General features: G+C 58.6%; 18 protein-coding genes. 3 read left to right on the top strand and 15 right to left on the bottom strand.

The genetic code is table 11. From position 1 onward, the window contains the following. Nucleotides 1-2 precede the first annotated feature (2 nt). From OS189_RS16690 to OS189_RS16645, 10 genes are all read right to left on the bottom strand, one after another. Complete coding sequence (locus OS189_RS16690) at nucleotides 3-779, bottom strand: enoyl-CoA hydratase-related protein (protein WP_267168473.1); 777 nt, start codon at nucleotides 777-779, stop codon at nucleotides 3-5. Next, nucleotides 772-1,677 carry a crotonase/enoyl-CoA hydratase family protein gene (locus OS189_RS16685; protein ID WP_267168472.1) on the bottom strand — a complete coding sequence of 302 codons (906 nt, stop codon included), beginning with the start codon at nucleotides 1,675-1,677 and terminating at the stop codon, nucleotides 772-774. The genes OS189_RS16690 and OS189_RS16685 overlap by 8 nt, the downstream gene beginning before the upstream one ends. Next, complete coding sequence (locus tag OS189_RS16680) at nucleotides 1,674-2,390, bottom strand: FadR/GntR family transcriptional regulator (protein WP_267168471.1); 717 nt, start codon at nucleotides 2,388-2,390, stop codon at nucleotides 1,674-1,676. The genes OS189_RS16685 and OS189_RS16680 overlap by 4 nt, the downstream gene beginning before the upstream one ends. Before the next feature lie 349 nt (nucleotides 2,391-2,739). Further along, the gene (locus tag OS189_RS16675; protein WP_267168470.1) at nucleotides 2,740-3,552 is read right to left on the bottom strand and encodes an alpha/beta fold hydrolase; all 813 of its coding nucleotides are present in this window, start codon (nucleotides 3,550-3,552) and stop codon (nucleotides 2,740-2,742) included. Between the two features lie 32 nt (nucleotides 3,553-3,584). Further along, nucleotides 3,585-4,367, bottom strand: a complete 783-nt coding sequence (locus tag OS189_RS16670) for an enoyl-CoA hydratase-related protein (RefSeq protein ID WP_267168469.1) — start codon at nucleotides 4,365-4,367, stop codon at nucleotides 3,585-3,587. Then, nucleotides 4,364-4,840, bottom strand: a complete 477-nt coding sequence (locus OS189_RS16665) for a nuclear transport factor 2 family protein (protein ID WP_267168468.1) — start codon at nucleotides 4,838-4,840, stop codon at nucleotides 4,364-4,366. The genes OS189_RS16670 and OS189_RS16665 overlap by 4 nt, the downstream gene beginning before the upstream one ends. 11 nt (nucleotides 4,841-4,851) lie before the next feature. After that, a complete protein-coding gene (locus OS189_RS16660; RefSeq protein ID WP_267168467.1) occupies nucleotides 4,852-6,042 on the bottom strand; it encodes a CaiB/BaiF CoA transferase family protein in 1,191 nt (396 codons plus the stop codon). Continuing rightward, nucleotides 6,039-7,103: an acyl-CoA dehydrogenase family protein gene (locus OS189_RS16655; RefSeq protein ID WP_267168466.1), complete on the bottom strand. Its 1,065-nt coding sequence runs from the start codon at nucleotides 7,101-7,103 to the stop codon at nucleotides 6,039-6,041. Before OS189_RS16655 ends, OS189_RS16660 begins: the two co-directional genes overlap by 4 nt. Next, a complete protein-coding gene (locus OS189_RS16650) occupies nucleotides 7,100-8,239 on the bottom strand; it encodes an acyl-CoA dehydrogenase family protein (RefSeq protein ID WP_267168465.1) in 1,140 nt (379 codons plus the stop codon). The genes OS189_RS16655 and OS189_RS16650 overlap by 4 nt, the downstream gene beginning before the upstream one ends. Next, entirely contained in the window at nucleotides 8,236-9,840 is a 1,605-nt protein-coding gene (locus OS189_RS16645) for a GMC family oxidoreductase (RefSeq protein ID WP_267168464.1), read from the bottom strand. Before OS189_RS16645 ends, OS189_RS16650 begins: the two co-directional genes overlap by 4 nt. Nucleotides 9,841-10,056: 216 nt before the next feature. Between OS189_RS16645 and OS189_RS16640 the strand changes: the two genes are divergently transcribed. Beyond that, nucleotides 10,057-11,070, top strand: a complete 1,014-nt coding sequence (locus tag OS189_RS16640) for a LacI family DNA-binding transcriptional regulator (RefSeq protein WP_267168463.1) — start codon at nucleotides 10,057-10,059, stop codon at nucleotides 11,068-11,070. 20 nt (nucleotides 11,071-11,090) lie between these two features. On the opposite strand, the gene OS189_RS16635 is transcribed toward OS189_RS16640, so the two are convergent. The 5 genes from OS189_RS16635 to OS189_RS16615 all read right to left on the bottom strand — a co-directional run bounded on the left by OS189_RS16635 (nucleotide 11,091) and on the right by OS189_RS16615 (nucleotide 16,891). Then, the gene (locus tag OS189_RS16635) at nucleotides 11,091-12,161 is read right to left on the bottom strand and encodes a phosphotransferase (protein ID WP_267168462.1); all 1,071 of its coding nucleotides are present in this window, start codon (nucleotides 12,159-12,161) and stop codon (nucleotides 11,091-11,093) included. After that, nucleotides 12,158-13,348, bottom strand: a complete 1,191-nt coding sequence (locus OS189_RS16630; protein ID WP_267168461.1) for an acyl-CoA dehydrogenase family protein — start codon at nucleotides 13,346-13,348, stop codon at nucleotides 12,158-12,160. The genes OS189_RS16635 and OS189_RS16630 overlap by 4 nt, the downstream gene beginning before the upstream one ends. Nucleotides 13,349-13,437: 89 nt before the next feature. Then, nucleotides 13,438-13,878, bottom strand: coding sequence for an acyl-CoA thioesterase (locus OS189_RS16625; protein ID WP_267168460.1), 441 nt, complete (start codon nucleotides 13,876-13,878; stop codon nucleotides 13,438-13,440). Nucleotides 13,879-13,892: 14 nt separating this feature from the next. Next, nucleotides 13,893-15,047 (bottom strand): iron-containing alcohol dehydrogenase, encoded by a 1,155-nt coding sequence (locus tag OS189_RS16620; protein ID WP_267168459.1) that lies wholly within the window; start codon nucleotides 15,045-15,047, stop codon nucleotides 13,893-13,895. A gap of 83 nt (nucleotides 15,048-15,130) precedes the next feature. Beyond that, entirely contained in the window at nucleotides 15,131-16,891 is a 1,761-nt protein-coding gene (locus OS189_RS16615; RefSeq protein ID WP_267168458.1) for an AMP-binding protein, read from the bottom strand. 123 nt (nucleotides 16,892-17,014) lie between these two features. Between OS189_RS16615 and OS189_RS16610 the strand changes: the two genes are divergently transcribed. Together OS189_RS16610 and OS189_RS16605 are read left to right on the top strand one after the other, a co-directional pair. After that, entirely contained in the window at nucleotides 17,015-19,144 is a 2,130-nt protein-coding gene (locus tag OS189_RS16610) for a 3-hydroxyacyl-CoA dehydrogenase NAD-binding domain-containing protein (protein ID WP_267168457.1), read from the top strand. After that, complete coding sequence (locus tag OS189_RS16605; protein WP_267168456.1) at nucleotides 19,137-20,321, top strand: acetyl-CoA C-acyltransferase; 1,185 nt, start codon at nucleotides 19,137-19,139, stop codon at nucleotides 20,319-20,321. Before OS189_RS16610 ends, OS189_RS16605 begins: the two co-directional genes overlap by 8 nt. Nucleotides 20,322-20,353: the final 32 nt, after the last annotated feature.

The raw sequence follows: 20,353 nt of genomic DNA, 5'->3' as shown, positions 1-20,353 counted from the left end.
GCTCAGTCGTTAAACTTCGCTTGTCGCTTTTCCAGAAACGCGGCCAGACCTTCGGCAAAGTCGGGGCCTTCTCCCGCTTCTTTTTGCCACTTGCGTTCGTTGGCCAACGCGGTTTCGAAATCACTGTCAGCCGCGCTCCACGCCGCTTTGCGGATCAGCGCGAGACTGTGCGGTGGCCCCGCGGCAAGCTTCACGGCGATGTCTTTTGCGGTTTGCTCTACCACATCGTTATCGACCAGCCGCGTTACCAACCCCCACTCGAATGCACGCGCGGCGGGTATCTTCTCGGCAAGCAACATCATTTCCATTGCGCGCACCCGACCCACAGCGCGCGTCAGCAGCCATGTGGCACCTCCGTCTGGGATAAGACCGATGCGGGCAAATGCTTCCAGAAAATACGCATCACGCCCCGCAACGATGATATCACAAGCCAGCGCAAGCGATGCGCCAACACCGGCCGCCGCACCGTTCACAGCCGAAACAAGCGGCACCGGCAGGTCGCGAATGGCCAGCATCAGCGGATTATAATCGTTTTCCAGCGTCGCACCGACATCAGGCTTGCCCTGCCCCTGTGGCATGGATTCCTTGAGGTTGGCACCGGCCGAAAAGGCGCGTTCCCCACCCGCCAGAATGATCGCACGGGCAGTTTTTGACTCCTCTCCCAGCAGCTTATGCAGATCGCGCGCCATTTGCGGTGTCATTGCGTTCATCGTTGCGGCATCATTCAAACGAAGGGTTGATACCGCACCATCCCGCTCCACCGTAATCCGGTCACTCATCGGGGGCATCCTTGTTTTTGCTATTGTCCCAGTCCGGCTCATCCCACCAAGGGAAAAATCCGGGCATGTTTTGGGTTACTGTGTCGGGGAAAACCGGCGCGCGCTTTTCCAGAAAGCTGGCCACACCCTCGGCGGAATCGCCCGAGGCATTGCGCGCCGCAATTGCGCGGCTGTCGATCCTGTGCGCCTCCATCGGATGGGCGGCACCTGCCATGCGCCACATCATCTGGCGGGTCAGGGCGATCGAAACGGGCGCGGTGTTATCTGCAATCTCGCGGGCAATCCGCTTGGCTTCGGGCAGCAGATCCTCTGGCTCATGCAGCGAGCGGACCAAGCCACCTGCAAGCGCTTCGTGTGCATCAAAGACACGACCGGAATAGCACCACTCCAACGCTTGGGACATGCCAACGATACGCGGCAAAAACCATGACGATGCCGCTTCGGGCACGATACCACGGCGCGCAAAGACAAACCCGAAACGCGCAGTATTGGACGCGATGCGAATATCCATCGGCAACTGCATCGTCATGCCGATCCCCACAGCCGGGCCGTTCACCGCAGCAATCACCGGTTTAAGGCTGTTGAACAGGCGAAGCGACAGCTTGCCGCCCATGTCGCGATTGTCCGGGTTGCTCCAGACCTGTTCGTCCGTGGATGCCGGATCAGGGCGCGCATCTGTAAAAGCATCCGGATCGTCCAAATCGACACCGGCACAAAAACCGCGGCCTGCGCCGGTGACGATAACTGCACGCACGCCATCATCAGCATCGGCAACATCAAGCGCCGCGATCATGTCGTCCATCATAGTCACAGTAAACGCATTCAGCCGATCAGGCCGGTTGAGCGTTATAATCATAACGCCATTTTCTATCTGCGCTGTGATGGTTCGACTTGTCATGGTGTTACGCTCCGCTGGGCAAGCGCGAATGCGTCTTCCAGACCGGCAATCTGCGCACCGCGCCAGAAATCATCAATATGCATCCGCGTCCACTTCTCTGCGCGATCTGCGTCACGATCCCGCAAAGCGCCCAGAACATTTGAATGGGCCTCTATCTGGCGCTTGTAGAATTTCGGAGCAAATGGCGCGATCTGCGAAAAACCACGGAACAGTAAAAGCACAACAGGCTCGCGCGCAAGACCCAGCACCCGGTTGCGGCCCATATCCGCAATCTGCGTGTGAAACTGCTCATCCAGATCAATGGTGCGTTCCATCTGCCCTTCGGCACTCACAAGCGCACTGTGGGTTTGCTGCAATTGGCTGATTTCGTCCTCCGTGCCCTGCACAGATGCAAGCCGCGCCGCCAATGGCTCGGTCACCATAGTCACTTCCCACAACTCGCGAAATGTCACATTCATTAGCGACATGGCACGCGCGGCACGGGTCGACAACTGGTCCGCCTGCGGCACAGTTACTTCCAGCCTGCGCGGCGATGGCCGATGAACAAATCCGCCACTTTCCAACTGGCGCAACCCCTCGCGCAGGGTGGAGCGGGTTACTCCAAATTTACTGGCCAGTTCCGCTTCGCCAGGCAACTGATCGCCCGGCAGCAGATCACCGCGCATGATCTGCGCTTCGATCTCCTCTGCGATCTGCTGATAGGCATAACTCAATTGATGAACTCCTGCCAGATAGGGCATGCAGCACAATGGATCACACAGACCGGCCGCATAAAATGCGTCGCGGCGGGATCATAGCAAGAGCGGCTGGCAGCTGGCATTTTTGCTCCGAATGTCTGACACTGGGGTCATCTTGGTTGGTGAAAGAGGCTTGTGTCAACTGTATTTTTGCCAGACAACTCAATATATTATCTACTAAATTGCGGAAAAAATTACGAATGGGCGATTCTGCGCTAGTGTCGGACACTAACGCGCTAAATCGGTTTCGATGATTCCGCGCTGTCGGACAGGCACTGCGCGTCGACTACTGTCTCTGAACCGGTGGAAAATCACCTTGTGGTGGCTACCCCGCCATCTTCCCTTTCGAGTTTCTGACAAAGCTCAGGATTGAATCCGCAATCTGTACAGGCTGTTCCAGATGCAGAAAATGCGATCCCTCTTCATGGATTTCCAGCTTGCAATGCTTCAGTCGCGCGGCCAGATCCGCCACTATTTCCAGCTGCACCATCCGGTCAGGACGCGCGGCAATCGCGAGGACGGGAACCTCGATCCCGGATACAACGCCGCCCAGATTTGCATTTCGGCAGGCGGTAAAATCATTGACCAGTATTTCCTTGCCTGCCGCCTGCATCGCCTCGACAGTGGCAGCCATACGCGACGTGTCCACAGCACCCTTCCAGGAAGCTTGGGCAACTTTTTCTGCGGTCTTGGAAAAATCCTGTTCCAATCCGTCAAGCAAACCCTGCTGAACGCCAAACCGATCCGCACCTGCAATCAGCACCAGCTGGCGCAAATGTGGCGCATCTTGCAACGCACAGGAAAGGGCGATGGCCGCCCCCATCGAGTGCCCGACGAGACAAACATCGGTGAGACCGATCCGGGCCGCGAACGCGTTCACGAGTGCGCCCATCGCCGCCACTTCGCCAACAGGCGGGCCGTCAGATGCACCATGACCCGGCAGATCAAGCGCATAGACGGCGTGTCCTTCCAGATCACCGGTTTGTTTATCCAACCAGCTTTGCGGCCAGTCTTGACTGGTGCACCCCGCCCCGTGGATCAACACAATGGCCGATGCTCCACTTGCGGAGTTTTGACCGTTATGGCGATAGGCGATCAGGTGATCCCCAACTTGCACGGTAGTTTTTTCATCGGTCATAGAAACGATCCTTTGCAAAAGCGCTATATGTTTCAGCGCCGCTTTTCGTTGGTGTCGGCAGGCGTCACGGCGGCGCGATGCGCATCGGTGGATTGTGAAATCGCCTGCATCATCGCGGCCATTTCAAGGCTGCTGGCAAGCGACACCTGCGGCGAATCCCGCAGCAAACGTTTGCTCATCCGCAAGGCGTGTGCCGGATGCCGTGCAATCCGGCCCGCAAGCGCGCGCGCGCTTTCCAGCAACGCATCCGGCGCCACGACCTGCGACACCATCCCAAGGCGAAGCGACTCGGCCGCATCGACCTTGTCACCTGTAAACGTCAATTCGTATGCTTTGGCCAGCCCGACAACACGGGGCAGAAACCACGCGCCACCATCCCCCGAAACCAGACCAACGCGCGCAAAGCTTTCTGCAAAAACTGCCTTTTCCGACGCAATGCGCATATCGCACATCAGCGCCATGTCACAGCCAGCGCCGATCGCGGCCCCGTTGACCGCCGCGATGGACGGAACGGCAAGATCATACAACGCGTGGGGGTGAAGCTGGATCGAGCCTTTGTAATGGTTGGCAACGTCATAGGGCGCCACATCACGCGCTATCAAGTCCCGCATATCCTCCAGATCGCCGCCGGCGCAAAATCCGCCTTCGGCCCCTGTGAGGATCGCACAGCGGATATCTTCGTCTGCGTTGATGCTGGCGATGATATCACACAGGGCCTCTGCCATCTTTTTGGTCAGGGCGTTGCGATTGTGCGGCCCATTCAGGGTAATGGTTGCGATGTTGTCGCGCACATCCAACAGAACCGGATCGGTCATGGGGTGGCATCCTTTTTGATGTGGCGCGCCCATTCGGGGCGCTGGCGCATATTGTCTGCGTAGCGGTTCACGATCTTGCACACCTGTTCGGGCGGAAAGTTTTGCTGGGCAAGGGCCATGCCGCGGTCAAACACTTCGGAATATCGCTGGATCAAGCCGTCACGCAGCTCCAGCCGCGCGATGCCGTCGAACAGGATGCGCTCTGATCCGGCGGTCGGCGCATTGGAGACATAGCTGAAATTATAGCTCGCGAATGCCAGCTTATCGTCGCCTGCACACTCGGTGAAATCCCAGCGATACTCCCTGCCGCCCTTGTAAAAGTGTTCAACCGTATCGTGGATTCCTTCTGCCCCTTGTCGGGGGCCGAAAAAGTAATCGTCATACACCCCGTCCGGCGTAAAACAGGATGCAAGACCCGCGCTGTCCCTGTTTTCCAAAGCTCTGGCAAATCTGTTCATCAGTTCCTGAGTCATATCATCCCCTTTCAGTTGACCTGTCCACTCATCGTATCGATCGCAGCGTTGTCGTATCCCAGATCGCCCAGTATCGCGCGGGTATCCGCGCCCAGCTGCGGCGCATCGCGGCGCACGGTAGCCGCTGTTTTGCTGTACTGCACGGGGTGGCGCACGCTTTTGTAGGTGCCTTCAGACGGGTGATCGCGCAGGCTGAACATCTTGACCGCGTCCAGATGCGTGTCGTCCCACAACTCCTCGATCGCCAACACCGGCATCGCTGGAACGCTTGCACCATCACAAAACGTCATCCACTCAGCATTCGTGAAACGCGGCGCCGCTGTTTCGATGATCTTGTACACCTCGTCGACGTTTTGCACCCGAAGCGGCATCGTCTTGAAGCGCGGATCGTCTATTAACTCGGGAAAGCCGATGAAGGCAAAGAAGTCGCGCCAGTTGCGGTCGGAGTAAGGCAGCAAACAGGCATAACCGTCTTTTGTCTTGAACGGTTTGCGCGCAGGGCTCAGCGCACGTTTCCAGCCGGGATCACCCAGCGCGGGCTCAAACGCAAACGGCCCGATATGTTCAACCAGATTGAACGACACCAGTGCCTCGAACATGGGCACCTCTACAGATTGGCCCTGGCCCGTGCGTTCGTGGTGAAACAAAGCCGCAAGGATTGCATTTGCCACCATCTGGCCTGCGACCTTGTCACAAATCACACTGGGCACAAACGCAGGCTCTGCGCTCTGGCGGCCCATAACAGCAGCCAGACCAGACGCCGCCTGAATTGTATCATCATACGCGGCCCGCGCGGCGTAGGGTCCGGAGGAGCCGAAACCGACAGCTGCGCAATAGACAAGATCGGGTTTGACTGCGGCCATCGCCTCAAACCCCAATCCCAGCTTTGCGATGGCTTGAGGGCGCATATTGTGCACAACGACATCGGCCTGCGCGACCAGTTTCATCAGCGCCTGCAAGGCGTCGGCCCGTTTCAGATCAAGAACAACGCTGCGCTTGTTGCGGTTCAGGTCAAGGAAAAAGCCCGCCATGTCGGTGCCGCGTTGCGGCGTGTGATAACGCAGTGAGTCTCCGCCCGGACTTTCGATCTTAATGACATCAGCCCCCAGATCACCGAGGATTTGCGTTGCGTATGGCCCCATGATCACTGTCGTAAGATCAAGGATGGTTACCCCCGACAAAGCACCTTGTTGAGTGGTCATATCTTTTGATCCTCGCCGGATGCGGTGATGAAATCCCAGATACGGCCCTTACCAGCCAGAACGCGCTTGCCGATCCGCCGCTGCCACAGCAGTTCCGCACCGTATTCCTCACGCCATGCCCAGAGGCGGCGGGTCACATGCTGTAGATCGTATTCGCGGCTAAAGCCGATTGCCCCGTGCACCTGATGCGCAATAGCCGCAACAGAAGTTGCCGCGCGGCCTGTAATGACCTTTGCCACCGCAACTGCAAAGCCGAAATCGGCGCTGTTGGAGGTTGCGGCAAGCGCGCCGTCCAGTGCGGCAGCCGCAGAGGCCACCTGCTCCACAGCAACCGCAAGCTGCTGCTGGATCGCTTGAAACTTTGCCAGCGGGCGGCCGAACTGGTTACGCATGTTGGCGTGTTCAACTGCCAGCGCAAGTGCGCGATCCATCGCGCCAACCATCTGCGCAGAACGTATCAAGGCGCCGTATTCCTCAAGGGTCGAGCTGTCCCATCCCTCTGGTAGAGGGCGGGTGTGATCTGCATCCAGTGTGACGTTGAAAAAGGTCAGATCAGGGCGCGGATCACCCGCGATATTATGCTGCTGCTCGCAGGCCGCGTCGCCCCCTGCGGGGATCAGAATCAGGGTGTTGCCCGCGACGGTCAGGATGCTTGCGTTCTGCCCCCACGGCACGCCACACAATGTACCATCCAGAGTGGTAGACCGGCCAGCGCTGTCGTGTGTGCAGATCGAACCGCTGTCAGGCACGATTACCACCGGACCGGCAACAGGGGCACCGCCTGCCACGCTCCACAACCAGTTCGCAACCATCGTATCGCCAATTGGAACCGGAGCCGCGAAATTGCCCGACAGACGGATCAATGCGCCGACATCGTCCAGATCGGCCCCCGCGCCGCCTGCATCAGGATCAACCAGCGCAAGCGGCAATTCTATTTTCGCCAGCGCATCCCAAAGCGCGTCAGGCCACGTGTTGTCTGCCGCCTCAATCACTTCGTGATTGCAATAATCTTTTAGAACGCGTGTGGTTTGATCAATCAGGATGTCCTTGAATTCGCTCATCTCAGACCAACTCCCCGTGCGATCATGCCGCGCAAAATTTCCCGGGTTCCGCCACGGATCGAGAACGAGGGCGCATGCAAAACCGAATGCGCCATTTCACGGGCAAGACCTTCGCCGCCCATCTGCGGGGCGACATCAATCATGCTGCGCACTGTATCGGGCACCTCTTGCTCGAAGACCGCGCCCAAATCCTTGACGATCACCGCCTCCAGCATCGGGCTTTGCCCCGCCTCCAGCATCGACGCGACGGAGACAGACATCTGCCGCAGATTGGCAAGACGCGCGACAAGGCCGCCGATAATCTCGGCACTTCGGTCATCGTCATCTGCGGCCTCTACTGCCATTTCCACCAGCGTATGCGCCGATAGAAACCTGTCCGGCCCGCTACGCTCGAACGCGAGCTCACCGGTGACCAGATCCCATCCCTGCCCCGGCGCGCCAACGACGAAATCATCCGAGACGAAATGGGCATCAAACACCACTTCGTTGAACTCATGCGTACCGGCAAGGTTGACGATGGGCCGGACCGTGACACCGGGGGCGGACAGATCGCAGATGAACTGTGTGAACCCCTCGCGGCGGTTGTCGGTTTGCGGCGCGCTGCGGGCAAGAACGATGATGTAGTGCGAATGATGCGCAAAAGTTGTCCAGATCTTGGTGCCGGTAATCTGCCAACCGCCCTCAACCCTGGTCGCCTTGGTGCGCACCGCGGCAAGGTCCGATCCTGCGTCAGGCTCGCTCATCCCGATGGAAAAGTAACATTCGCCCGCTGCAATCTTGGGCAACAGAGCCTTGGCGGCATCACTGCCATGACGCAGGATTTGCGGCCCGCTTTGCCGGTCGGCCACCCAATGTGCACCAACAGGTGCGCCTGCCGCCAGCATCTCTTCTATCACGACATAGCGTTCCAGCATGGACCGTTCGTGACCGCCAACCTCGTTTGGCCACGTCATCCCCAGAAAACCGGCCGCACCGCAACGGCGGCTGAACTCGGCATTGAAAATTGCCCACGAGTTGCCTGACGGGGTGAACACGCCGTCATCGCGGCAGGTCTGAAGAAAGGCACGCACATCGCGGCGCACTTCCTCTGTCTGCGGCGGCAGACTGACGGCAGGAAAGGTGATTGTCGCGCTCATGTGGCGGCCTCCATAATCATATCTGCGGCTTTTTCGGCAATCATAATCGTTGGTGCATTGGTGTTGCCCGATGTGGTGGTTGGCATGATCGAGGCATCGACAACCCGCAAACCCGGAACGCCATGCACCCGAAGCTGAGCGTCCACAACGGCCTCAGGCCCCTGCCCCATCTTGCAGGTGCCGACAGGGTGATAAACGGTCGTGCCGTTATTGCGCGCATACTCCAGCCAGTCCGCATCGCTTTGAACGTCCGGACCGGGGATCGTTTCATCACCGGCGATCTGCGAAAACACAGGGGCCTGAAGAATATCACGGCACCATTTGAGGCCCGCAATCGTCACGCGCTGATCGGTTTCATGATCCAGATAGTTGGGGGCAATCGACGGTGCTTCGCGCCAGTCGGACGCGCGCGCCATAACCGAGCCGCGGCTTTCGGGGCGCAACTGCCATGTGCCACAGGTCATGCCGGGAACCGGATCAAGCGCACCGATCCGCCCCTGGGCATAGCTGGCAGGGGCAAACGATAGCTGTAAATCGGGGCGCGACACCTCATCCGAGGAGCGCACAAAGGCAACACCGTTTCCGGCGGCATAGGTCAGAATACCATCACCGCGCAGGGCATAGCGCAGCACCTCCCAGATCACGCGGGGAAAGCGCGACTGCTGGTTGACGGTCACACGGCCATGGACATTGCGCACAACGCGGGTGACGTAATGGTCGTGCAGGTTTTGCCCCACACCGGGCAGTGATACCTTCGGCGTGATCCCGAGCGATTTAAGATGCGCCGGATCGCCAATACCCGACAGTTGGAGCGCCTGCGGCGAATTGATGGCACCTGCCGACAAAATTACCTCACGCGCCGCTTTCACGCTGTGCGACTGGCCGCCACGGGTGTAGGTGACGCCGCCCACGCGGTTGCCTTCAAAATCAAGGCCCGTCATCATCGCACCCGTTTCGACACGCAGGTTGCCCCGCCGCCTGGCGGGTTTCAGAAACGCGCGCGCCGCACTCATCCGCAGACGCCCTGATCGGGTCTGCTGATAATAGCCGACACCTTCCTGTGTCGCAGCGTTGTGATCTGCGTTGTATTCAAGCCCCAGCTCCTGACCCGCCTTAACAAAATCCTGCGTCAGCGGGTGGTGGTTGGCGTAATCCGAAACAATCAGGCGGCCATTTTTGCCCCTGTACGCAGGATCGCCCGCCGCATAGCTTTCGGATTTTTTGAAATAGGGCAGCACGTCGGCATAGCTCCAGCCGGTGTTACCCATGCGCGCCCAATTGTCGAAATCCTCGTGCTGGCCACGTACCTGAAGCGATCCGTTCAGCGAACTGGTACCGCCAAGGACCCGCCCGCGCGGAAACAGCATTGCGCGGTTTCCGGTGCCCTCTTCGGGTTTGGTGTGGTAAACCCAGTTCACCTTCTTGTTTTCAAGAACAAAGAAAAACCCTGCGCTGTAATGCAGATGCGGGCTGGCAAGATCGCTTGGCCCTGCTTCAAGCAACAGCACCTTGAACCGTCCGTCTTCCGTCAGACGATCGGCCAGAACACATCCGGCAGAACCGGCGCCGACGATAATGAAGTCATAGACATCGGTGGTCATAAGGCATCTCGCGGAGCAAAACGACAGGCCGCGCGAATGGATGGCAGTGCGAGGTTCAGCCGTAACATCGCTCTGCGCTGTATCCCTACAGGCATTCTGACTGCGGTAAAAATAATGGACATATCCGGAAAATCCTGCAAACTTGAAGCGCTTCAAGTTGAAACATGAATTGCAACAGCGTGTCAAATGTTTCATGTTAGAATTTTGGGAATAACTATGGAAAAGAAGAAAAAGCCGCGTCTTTCGGATGTTGCCCTTTTGGCCGGGGTATCGATTGGTAGCGCTTCAAAAGCTTTGTCCGAACCTGACAAGGTGCGGCCGGATACGCTGGCGCGGGTGAAGGATGCTGTCCAGCGTCTTGGCTATATCGCGGACGGGACTGCGCGCGCACTGGCCTCGCGGCGCTCCAGAACGGTGGGGACAATTCTGCCCACCATCAGCAACCCGATTTATGCCGCCTTTGTGCAGGCTTTGCAAAAACAGCTCGCGGCTTTGGGCTATCACCTGATTGTGGCGTCCCATGAATATGATGACGAAGTAGAGCTTGATCTGGCGCGGGGGTTGATCGAGCGCGGTGCCGACGCGCTTGTCCTGATCGGAAGCGAGCATCACCCCAGATTATCCCATTTGCTGGACAGTGCGGAAATTCCAACCGTTGCGGCATGGTCCTACAGCCCGTTCGGGGCACATCCCTTTGTCGGGTTCAATGACCGGACCGGCGGCCAGATCGCGGTGCGCCATTTGCTCGGCCTCGGCCACCGGCGCTTTGCAATCCTGTCCGGCCCGACAACGGGCAACGAACGCCAGCGCGCGCGCATATCCGGCATCATTGAAACCTTGTCGGCGCATGGTCTGGAATGTCCACCTGATTGCCGTCTGGAAATGCCCTTTTCGATTTCGTCGGGTGACGCCGCATTTCGTGCGGTTCAACAGATGGCAGTCGCGCCTACCGCGCTGGTTTGTTGCAGTGATCTGCTTGCCCTCGGGTTTATGTCAGCCGCCGCGCGGGAGGGGCTGAGGATACCCGACCAGATGTCTGTCACCGGCTTTGGCGACATCGAAATCGGCAAGCTGGTGCATCCGGCACTTACGACCGTGCGTGTTCCGATCGAAGAGATCGGGACAAAAACCGCATCAATGGTTGTGGAGCTGATTGCAAACCCCGCCGCAGGCACATCCGCGGACGTCGAGGTTGATCTGGCTATCCGCGCCAGCACCGGCCCCGCCTGAGCGGGGAGATGCAGCAGCGATCAGCGGCATGCCTCCATCGCATCAAGCGCCAGTGACACAAGGCGTGGAAACGCCGCCGCGCGATCTGCCGCATGTGCCGAAGATGCCTGCCCGCGCGCAACCCGCCCCTTGATCCCGTGAAAGATCGCAGCCAGCCGGAAGAAATTGAAAGCGATGTAGAACTCGTAGTTAGGGATGCTGTCGCGGCCTGTGTTCTTGCAATATTGCGCGATGTAGTCCGCCTCGCTCGGCAGTGAAAACTGCGCCGGATCGACATTGCCCAGACCGGCAACAATATCAGGCGGGACGCGGTACATCATCGCGTGATAGGCAAAATCGGCAAGCGGATGGCCCAGCGTGGAAAGCTCCCAGTCGAGGACCGCCAGAATGGTCGGCTCGCTCGGATGGAAGATCAGGTTGTCACAGCGGAAATCACCATGCACGATCGTGCAGTCATCGCCATCGGGAACTGCGCCCGGCAGCCAAGACAGCAGACGGTCCATACCCGCATCACGGCCTGCATCCGCATCGGCAAGATAGCTTTTTGTCCAATGCGCGATCTGGCGTTCGATGTAATTGCTCTTCCTGCCGTAATCACCCAGACCCGCTGCATCGGGATCAATGCTGTGTAGCTGCGCAAGCACGCGGTTCATCTCGGCGAAATAGGCGGCGCGTTGCGGTGCCGGTACTTCCGGCAGGGTCGCATCCCAGAAAATCCGCCCCTCAACCATGTCCATCACAAAAAACCAGCTGCCGATCACGCTGTCATCGGTACAAAGCCCGTAGACTCGTGCAACCGGAAACCCCTGTTTGCCGAGGGCGCTTAGAACACGCGCTTCGCGGTCAACCGCATGCGCGCCTTTGGCAAGTTGGCCGGGTGGTTTGCGCCGCAGCACATAAGAGCCGCCGGGCGCTACAATTTTATAGGTTGGATTGGATTGCCCGCCCTTGAACTGGAACACTTCGCAAGGGCCCTCAAAGCCCTCAACGTTCTCCCGCATCCAAATTTCCAACGCAGCAACGTCAAAGCCGAACCCTTCTCTTACAGGAATAACGCCGGTATTTGATTCAGCGGCGGTCGCGCCACTCATGCTTCTTGCGCCTTTTTCCAGTCGCGTTTGATCTTTTTGGCAAGCGACCATTTATGCACTTCGGTCGGGCCGTCATAAATACGGAACGCACGGATTTCACGGAACACCTGTTCAACGATTGTATCACCGGAAACACCCTGCCCGCCCATGCACTGCACACAGCGATCAGCGACCCGCATCAGCGCTTCGGATACGGCAACCTTCGCCATGGAACTTTCTGCCGTTCCCAGCACGCCTGTGTCCAGCACATCCGCACACCAATACACCATCAGTTCGGCCTGTTTGAGATCAATCAGGTTTTCGGCCAGCATAAAACCGACACCTTCGTGATCGACCAGCGGCTTGCCAAAGGCTATCCGGCGGTTTGCATAATCGGTGGCGATTTCGTTGGCGCGGATACACGCACCCAGCCAGCGCATACAGTGGGTCAGCCGTGCAGGTGACAGGCGCACCTGCGCATAGCGGAATCCCTCACCACTTTCGCCCAGCATCTGCGTTGCAGGCACCCGCAAGTTGTCGATGGTGACCACCGCGTGACCTCCGGGCATCGAACTGTCGATGGTATCCAGAACACGCTCGATACGGATTGCGGGGTCCGGCAGATCGACAAGGAACATGCAAGCGCCATCATCGCTTTTCGCCATGACAATGCCCATGCCCGCACCGTCGGCACCTGTGGCAAAGGTCTTGCGCCCGTTGATCACCCAGTGGTTGCCATCCATCTTGCAGGTGGTCTGCATCAACATCGGATCAGAGCCTGCGCCGCCATCCTCGGCAGGTTCGGTCATGAAAAACGCCGAACGCATATCGCCACGGACCATCGGATCAAGGAAGCGCTCTTTCATTTCCGGCGACCCGACCTGCCCGAGCAGATACATATTGCCTTCGTCGGGCGCGGCTGTATTGCACGCCAGCGGACCAAGCGGCGACAGACCGGTGCGGATCAGCACGCAAGCGGTTTCGCGATGGGTCAGATGATCACCGTCCCCAAGGATGTGGGGTGTCAGCACACCCGCTTCGCGCGCAAGCTGCTTCAGCTCTGCTGCCAGTTCGTCCGAGGGGCCATGTGATGTCTTGCGCGTATCACGCTCATAGGGGGCAACAGTATTGCGGACAAATGTTTCGACTTTGGCCGCTATTTCCAAAGCCCGTTCGGACATTCCCTTGTTGTCAAAAGAAACGCTCATGATCTGCTATCCTTCCCATTGCCATTCCGGCAGTTTTCTATTTTCAATCCTGCGCGTGTTCCAGCGCTTACGCCAACTGCGCAAATTTCTCAGGTGTCGGGCATACGCCCGCTTTGCCATCTCAGCGCGTCCAATTCCCGCTTTAGATCGTCGCGGATTGCGACGGGACGCTTTGTGATGCGGTCCACGTTCACGTGAATGAAATGACCCTCGGCAGAGGGCGTCATGTCATCATTGCGGAACATGCCAAGGGCATAGCGCACAGAAGAATTGCCCAGATGCGCGATCCCCAGCCCCAAGGTAATAGAGTCGGGGTACGCCATTTCCGCAAAGTATTTGCAGCCTGTTTCCACAACAAGAAAACGGGTCGGATGATCGGCGCCCTGCGCATAGCCCAGATCGTCAAGCGTGCAATTCACTATCGTATCAAAGAACTGGTAATGCACGGCATTGTTCATATGCCCGAATGTATCATTATCATTCCAACGCGTCTGCATCTGGCGCGTCAAGGGGTAAGCATCACGGTTCATGCCGGCACCCCCGCTCACCACGCGGCCTCGTATATGGCGAAGGCATCTGCACGTTCGACAGGGCGCGGGTTGTTCACCAGCAGGCGGGTTTGTTGCATCGCATCATCAGCCATTGGCCCCAGTGCATCTTTTCCGATGTCCACATCCCGCAAACGGGCCGGCAAACCGCAGCGCAACGCAAGAGCCTGCAATTCGTCGCAGAACGCCGCCGCGACATCTGCAACCGCTCCTGTCAGATGCGGGAACAACAGCGGTGCAATCTGCGCATAGGCATCCGGTGCGGTCTGGATGTTGAACCGCAGAACATGCGGCAAAACCAGCGCGTTGGACAGCCCGTGCGGAACCTTGAACCGCCCGCCAATAGGATAGGCCAGCGCATGAACCGCCGCTACGGGAGAGTTGGCAAACGCCTGCCCCGCCAGCAATGAGCCGAGCAGCATATCCGAGCGCGCAGCGATATTGTCTGGCTCTGCGACTGCGGTTTCCAACGCCGCGCCCATCAGGCGCAGCGCCTCACAGGCCAAGGTACGCGATACGGGGTTGTTGTTGGGGCTGGCCGAACAATACGCCTCTATCGCGTGGACCATCGCGTCAATGCCCGTTGCCGCCGTCACATGCGCCGGCAGGCCAACCGTGAGCAGCGGATCAAGCAGCGCGACATCGGGCAGCATTACAGGGCTGACCACCCCCATCTTTGCATTCTCACCTGTCGTCACAATCGAAATCGGCGTCACCTCGGACCCTGTTCCGGCGGTGGTCGGGATCAGCACGAGCGGCAACCGCCCCCCAGCCAGATTGCCGATGCCGTAACTGTCCGCCAGCGTGGCACCGCTTTTCGCCAACGCAGCGGCCAGCTTGGCCACATCAAGCGATGATCCCCCGCCCAGACCGATCACACCCGTGGCGTCCACGTCGCGCATCATCTGCGTTGCCGACTCGATAATCGCCTCGGGCGGATCGGCTTCGACGCTGTCAAACAGATGCACCTGCGCGCCTGCCTGTGTCATCGCCTGCACCGCACGATCGGGGATACCGGTTGCGACCAGCCCGCGGTCCGTCACGATGACAATACGTTGTCCCAGCAAGCTGCCAACGCTGGCAGCCAGATCGTTCAGCCCGTCCGGTACAAACCGGACTGAAGGCGTAGTGTTGAATGTAAACGGTGTCATCTGTTCATTCCATTTTGCTTGGGGGCGCCGTCCCCGCCAGATTGCAGGGTCCGATGTTACGCAAGGTTATGCAATAGCTGTCACTAGGAAAGCTTTTGGCGCAGTTCCGCTATCATCATATCCCGCATGACAAATTTCTGCGGCTTTCCGGTGATTGTCATCGGCAATTCGTTCACGATCCGGAAATGGACGGGTATTTTAAAATGCGCGATCTGGTCTTTGCAGAATGCGCGCAACGCCTCGCCATCAATGTTGGCGTTTGGTGCGGCAACCACCCATGCACAGACAACTTCGCCCAGCTTTTCATCGGGAATGCCAAAAACCTGCACCTCGCTGATTTGCGGATGGGTGAACAAAAACTCTTCTATCTCGCGTGGATAAATGTTTTCGCCGCCGCGAATGATCATGTCTTTTACGCGGCCCGTAATGGTGCAAAATCCCGCTTCGTCCAGCACTGCCAGATCGCCGGTATGCATCCAGCCATCGCGAATCGTCTCATCCGTGCGCTCTGGATCAGCCCAATAGCCTTTCATCACAGAATAGCCCTTGGTACACAGCTCTCCCTGCGTGCCCAAAGGCACCGTGCGGCCAGCCTCATCCACGATCTTGACCTCCAGATGCGGGTGAATGCGCCCGACTGTCTCGCATCGCTGGGCCACTGTATCATCGACAAAGCTTTGCATTGAAACGGGCGAGGTTTCGGTCATGCCATAGCAAATAGTGACCTCGTCCATGTGCATCCGATCATTGACCTGCTTCATCACCTTCACCGGACAAGGCGATCCCGCCATGATCCCCGTGCGCAGCGATGACAGATCGCGCGGTTTGGCTTCCAGCTCTTGCAGCATCTGCACAAACATTGTCGGCACGCCGTAAAGCGCCGTGCAGCGCTCTGCGGCGACGACATCCAGCGTTTTCACAGCATCGAATGCTTCGCCCGTGAACACCATTGCAGCCCCTTTGTTGACCGCCCCCATCACCCCCATCGCCATTCCGAAACAGTGATAAAGCGGCACAGGCAAGGCCAGCTTATCGGCTTCGGTGACTCTGATCCTGTCCATGGTAAAACGCGAATTGTTGATGATATTGCGATGCGTCAATGTCGCGCCTTTGGGCCGTCCCGTGGTGCCGGAGGTGAACTGGATATTGATTGCATCATCAGGGGCCAGCGTGCCTTCGATTGTCGTTAAGCGCGCCTGTTCCTGCGATCCCCCCAGTGACCGGATTCCATCAAACGGCCAAATCCCTTTTACGCTTTGCTCATCCCCCATCAATATGACATGGCGCAGATCCGGTAATTTCCCCGCACGCAATTTGCCCGGCTTCGCGGCGTCCAGTTCCGGCGCAAGGGTGCGGATCATCTGTAAATAGTTTGATGTTTTGAATTCCCGCGCCAGCACCAGTGCTTTGCAGCCCACCAGATTAAGGGCATATTCAAGCTCGGCCAGCCGGTATGCGGGGTTTATGTTGACCAGCACAACACCGATCCGCGCCGTTGCAAACTGGGTCAGCACCCACTCGATCCGGTTGGGCGACCAGATACCCAGACGGTCACCTTTCTCCAGACCTAATGCCAGAAACCCCGCCGCAAGCGCATCGACTGCCTGCTCCATCTCGGCATACGTCAGCCGATGATCGGGAAAGACAAGCGCGTCGCGCGATCCGTGCTTTGCAACCGTGCCGCGCAATAGCTGCGGGATGGTCACATCCAGCAGGGGTGGCGATGTGGGGCCGCGCACGTGCGATAAACCGTCAGTCGGCGCCAGATTGCCGCGTGGCTCAGGAATATTTGCCAGATCGGCATTGGCTTGGGTGCGTGGTTTTCCGGCCTGTGGCGTCGTCATGTTTTGTGTCCTCTTACTTGTGTTTTCGCAAACACCTCGGGGGCAGAGCAATATCCGTTGCACACAATTACTACTACGTGGTAGCATCTACTTGAAAGTTTTATTTTCCGATGGAGGCAAAACATGGCTGATACAGACGTAGGTGCAGGATACGAGGTGCGGGACCGCGTTGCGATTATCACGCTGAACGCCCCCCCGGTGAACGGATTGTCACAGGCGTTGCGCGCGGGAATCAACGATGGTCTTCACCGCGCACATGCGGATGACGGTGTTGGTGCCGTGGTCATTACAGGCGCGGGCAAGATGTTCTGCGGCGGTGCGGATATTAACGAATTTGGCTCGGGTGAGGTAACCGAACCGGACGTGAACAACATCTGCGCCTTTATGGAATCGATGGCCAAGCCGGTGGTGGCCGCGATCCACGGTCATGCGCTTGGCGGTGGCATGGAACTGGCACTCGGGTGTCATTTCCGCATTGCCACCAAAGACGCTAAAATCGGGTTCCCCGAGGTGACGCTGGGCGTTCTGCCCGGTGCGGGCGGAACACAGCGAACCCCGCGTCTGGCAGGTGTCGCTGTGGCGCTGGACCTAATCCTGAGCGGGCGGATGATTGGCGCGAAAGACGCACAAGAATACGGGTTGATTGACGCCGTAGCGCAGGGCGATTTACTGGAAGACGCGATTGCGCTGGCGCTGGATGCCACAGGGCGCGGAGAAGGATTGCCCACCGCAAAAGCATTGCCGGTGAAGGGCGCGGACACCGCCGCCGAAACTATTGCAGCCGCGCTGGAAAAGGTGCTGCGCCGCGCCCCGGATGCGCAGGCTCCAAAAGCGATCGCGCGCTGCATCGAATTTGCCGCCTCGGGTAAGGATTTCGAAGAGGGCCTGAAATTCGAGCGCAAAGAGTTTCTGGATCTGATGAACGGCACACAGTCAAAGGCGCTGCGCCATTTGTTCTTTGCCGAAAAGGCCGCTGTCAAAATTCCAAATTTGGAAAAAGACTTGCCCCTTCGCCAGATCGAGCGCGTGGGAATCATCGGTGCAGGCACCATGGGCGGCGGCATCGCGATGAACTTTCTTAACGCGGGCATGCCGGTCACCCTGTTGGAAATCGCGCAGGATGCGCTGGACCGCGGGATAGAGAAAATTCGCAGCACCTATGCCAGCAACGTTGAAAAAGGCCGCATAACACAGGCGCAGATGGATACGCGTATGGCGCTGCTCAACGGCTCGACCGATTACGCCGATATGGCCGACCGGGATCTGGTCATTGAAGCGGTGTTCGAGAATATGAAGATCAAACAGGATGTCTGCGCCACGCTGGGCGAGGTCTGCAAGGAGGGCGCGATCATCGCAACCAATACCTCCACGCTGGATGTAGACATCATTGCAGAAGCGACAGGGCGTCCGGCGGATGTGCTGGGCATGCACTTTTTCAGCCCCGCCCATATCATGCGCCTGCTTGAGGTTGTGCGCGGTGCAAAAACCGCGCCTGATGTGCTGGCCACGGTGATGCAGCTGGCGCGCCGGATTAACAAGGTCGCGGTAGTGTCTGGTGTTTGCTATGGCTTCATCGGCAACCGGATGCTGGAAAGCTACCTGCGCGAGATGGACTATCTGCTGATGGAAGGGGCCACTCCCGCCCAACTGGACGCTGCGCTGGAAGGGTTCGGCATGGCGATGGGCCCCTGCCGGATGATGGATATGGCGGGCATTGATGTGAACGCTTTTGTGCTCGACGGTCGCGAGGCCGAGGGCGCGCTGCCCGATACACCGTCCTACCGCGCGCTGGTGCGCGAATTGGGTGCGCTGGGGCGCAACGGCCAGAAGGCAGGCAAAGGGTATTACAAATATGACGGACGCACACCCGTCGAAGACCCCGAGGTAAACCGGATCGCCGCTGATCTGGCCGCCAAATTCGGCATCCGCCGCCGCAACGACATCACCGACGCCGAGATTTGCGACCGGCTGCTGTATCCGCTGATCAACGAAGGCTTCAAGATCATGGAAGAGGGTATCGCCTACCGCGAAGGCGATATCGATGTGGTCTGGACCGCCGGTTACGGCTGGCCGCCGCTGACAGGGGGGCCGATGCATCTGGCCGAAACCATTGGTCTGGCAAAACTGCGTGACCGTCTTGTCGAACTGGGCAAGCAGACGCAGGACCGTTTCGAATTTTTCACTCCCGCCCCGCTGCTGTCGCGCAGGGCTGACGAAGAGACATCAAACCCAACGGAGAAATCTAATGCGTGAAGCAGTTATCGTTTCCACCGCCCGCACACCGATTGGCAAAGCCTATCGCGGCGCGCTCAACAATATCAAATCGCCAACCATGATGGCACACGCGCTGGAAAACGCGGTGTCACGCGCGGGGCTTGACGGTGGCGAGATCGAAGATCTGATTGTCGGCACAGCACTTAGCGCCGGTACGGGCGGCGGTAATCTGGCGCGCAATGCGGGTCTGGCGGCGGGCCTGCCGGTGCAGGTGGCGGCGCAAACGGTGGATCGTCAATGCGCCTCGGGCCTGATGGCCATCGCCAATGCCGCGCGCGAAATTATGGTCGACGGGTTTGATATTGTCGCCGCTGGGGGTCAGGAAAATATCTCGGCTGTGCAGAACGAATATTTCGCGTGGGTCGGGCGCGAGCAGGATTCAAACGTAACCGCCCACGCCCCCCATGCCTATATGCCGATGCTGCAAACGGCCGAATTTGTCGCTAAAAAATACGGCGTGACCCGCGAACAGCAGGACGAATACGCTCTGATGTCACAGCAACGCACCGCCGCTGCCCAGGAAGCGGGCAATATGGACGATGAAATTGTGCCGATCACCGCGACAAAAGCTGTGCAAAACCGCGAAACCGGCGAGGTGAGCTATGAAGAAGTGACGCTTTCACAGGATGAAGGCAACCGCCCGTCAACCACCCTCGATACGCTGGCATCGCTGAAGCCTGTGATCGACGGCGGTGTTGTGACAGCGGGGAACGCCAGCCAGCTTTCCGATGGGGCCTCTGCCTGTATTCTGATGGAAAGAGGCATCGCGGCCCAGCGCGGTCTGGAGCCGCTTGGCATTTATCGTGGCATGATGGTTGTGGGCAACGCGCCCGAAGAAATGGGCATCGGCCCGATCTATGCCATTCCCAAACTGCTCAAGCAGCACGGGCTGAAAATCTCGGACATTGGCGTGTGGGAGCTGAACGAAGCTTTCGCCGTGCAAGCGCTTTATTGTCGCGACCATCTAGGCATCGACCCTGAGTTGTTCAACATCAACGGCGGTGCCATTTCCATCGGCCACCCATACGGCATGACAGGCGCGCGTTCGGTCGGCCACGCCCTGATCGAGGGCAAGCGGCGCGGCGCGCAATATGCGGTGGTGTCGATGTGTGTCGGCGGCGGTCAGGGTGCTGCGGCACTGTTCGAAGTGTGCTGAAGCCCGATTAGAGACAGAAATTTGGAGAGATA

This window comes from Sulfitobacter sp. F26169L (assembly GCF_026410285.1).
Lineage (GTDB): Bacteria > Pseudomonadota > Alphaproteobacteria > Rhodobacterales > Rhodobacteraceae > Sulfitobacter.
This window is presented reverse-complemented; position numbering and strand designations above follow the sequence as displayed.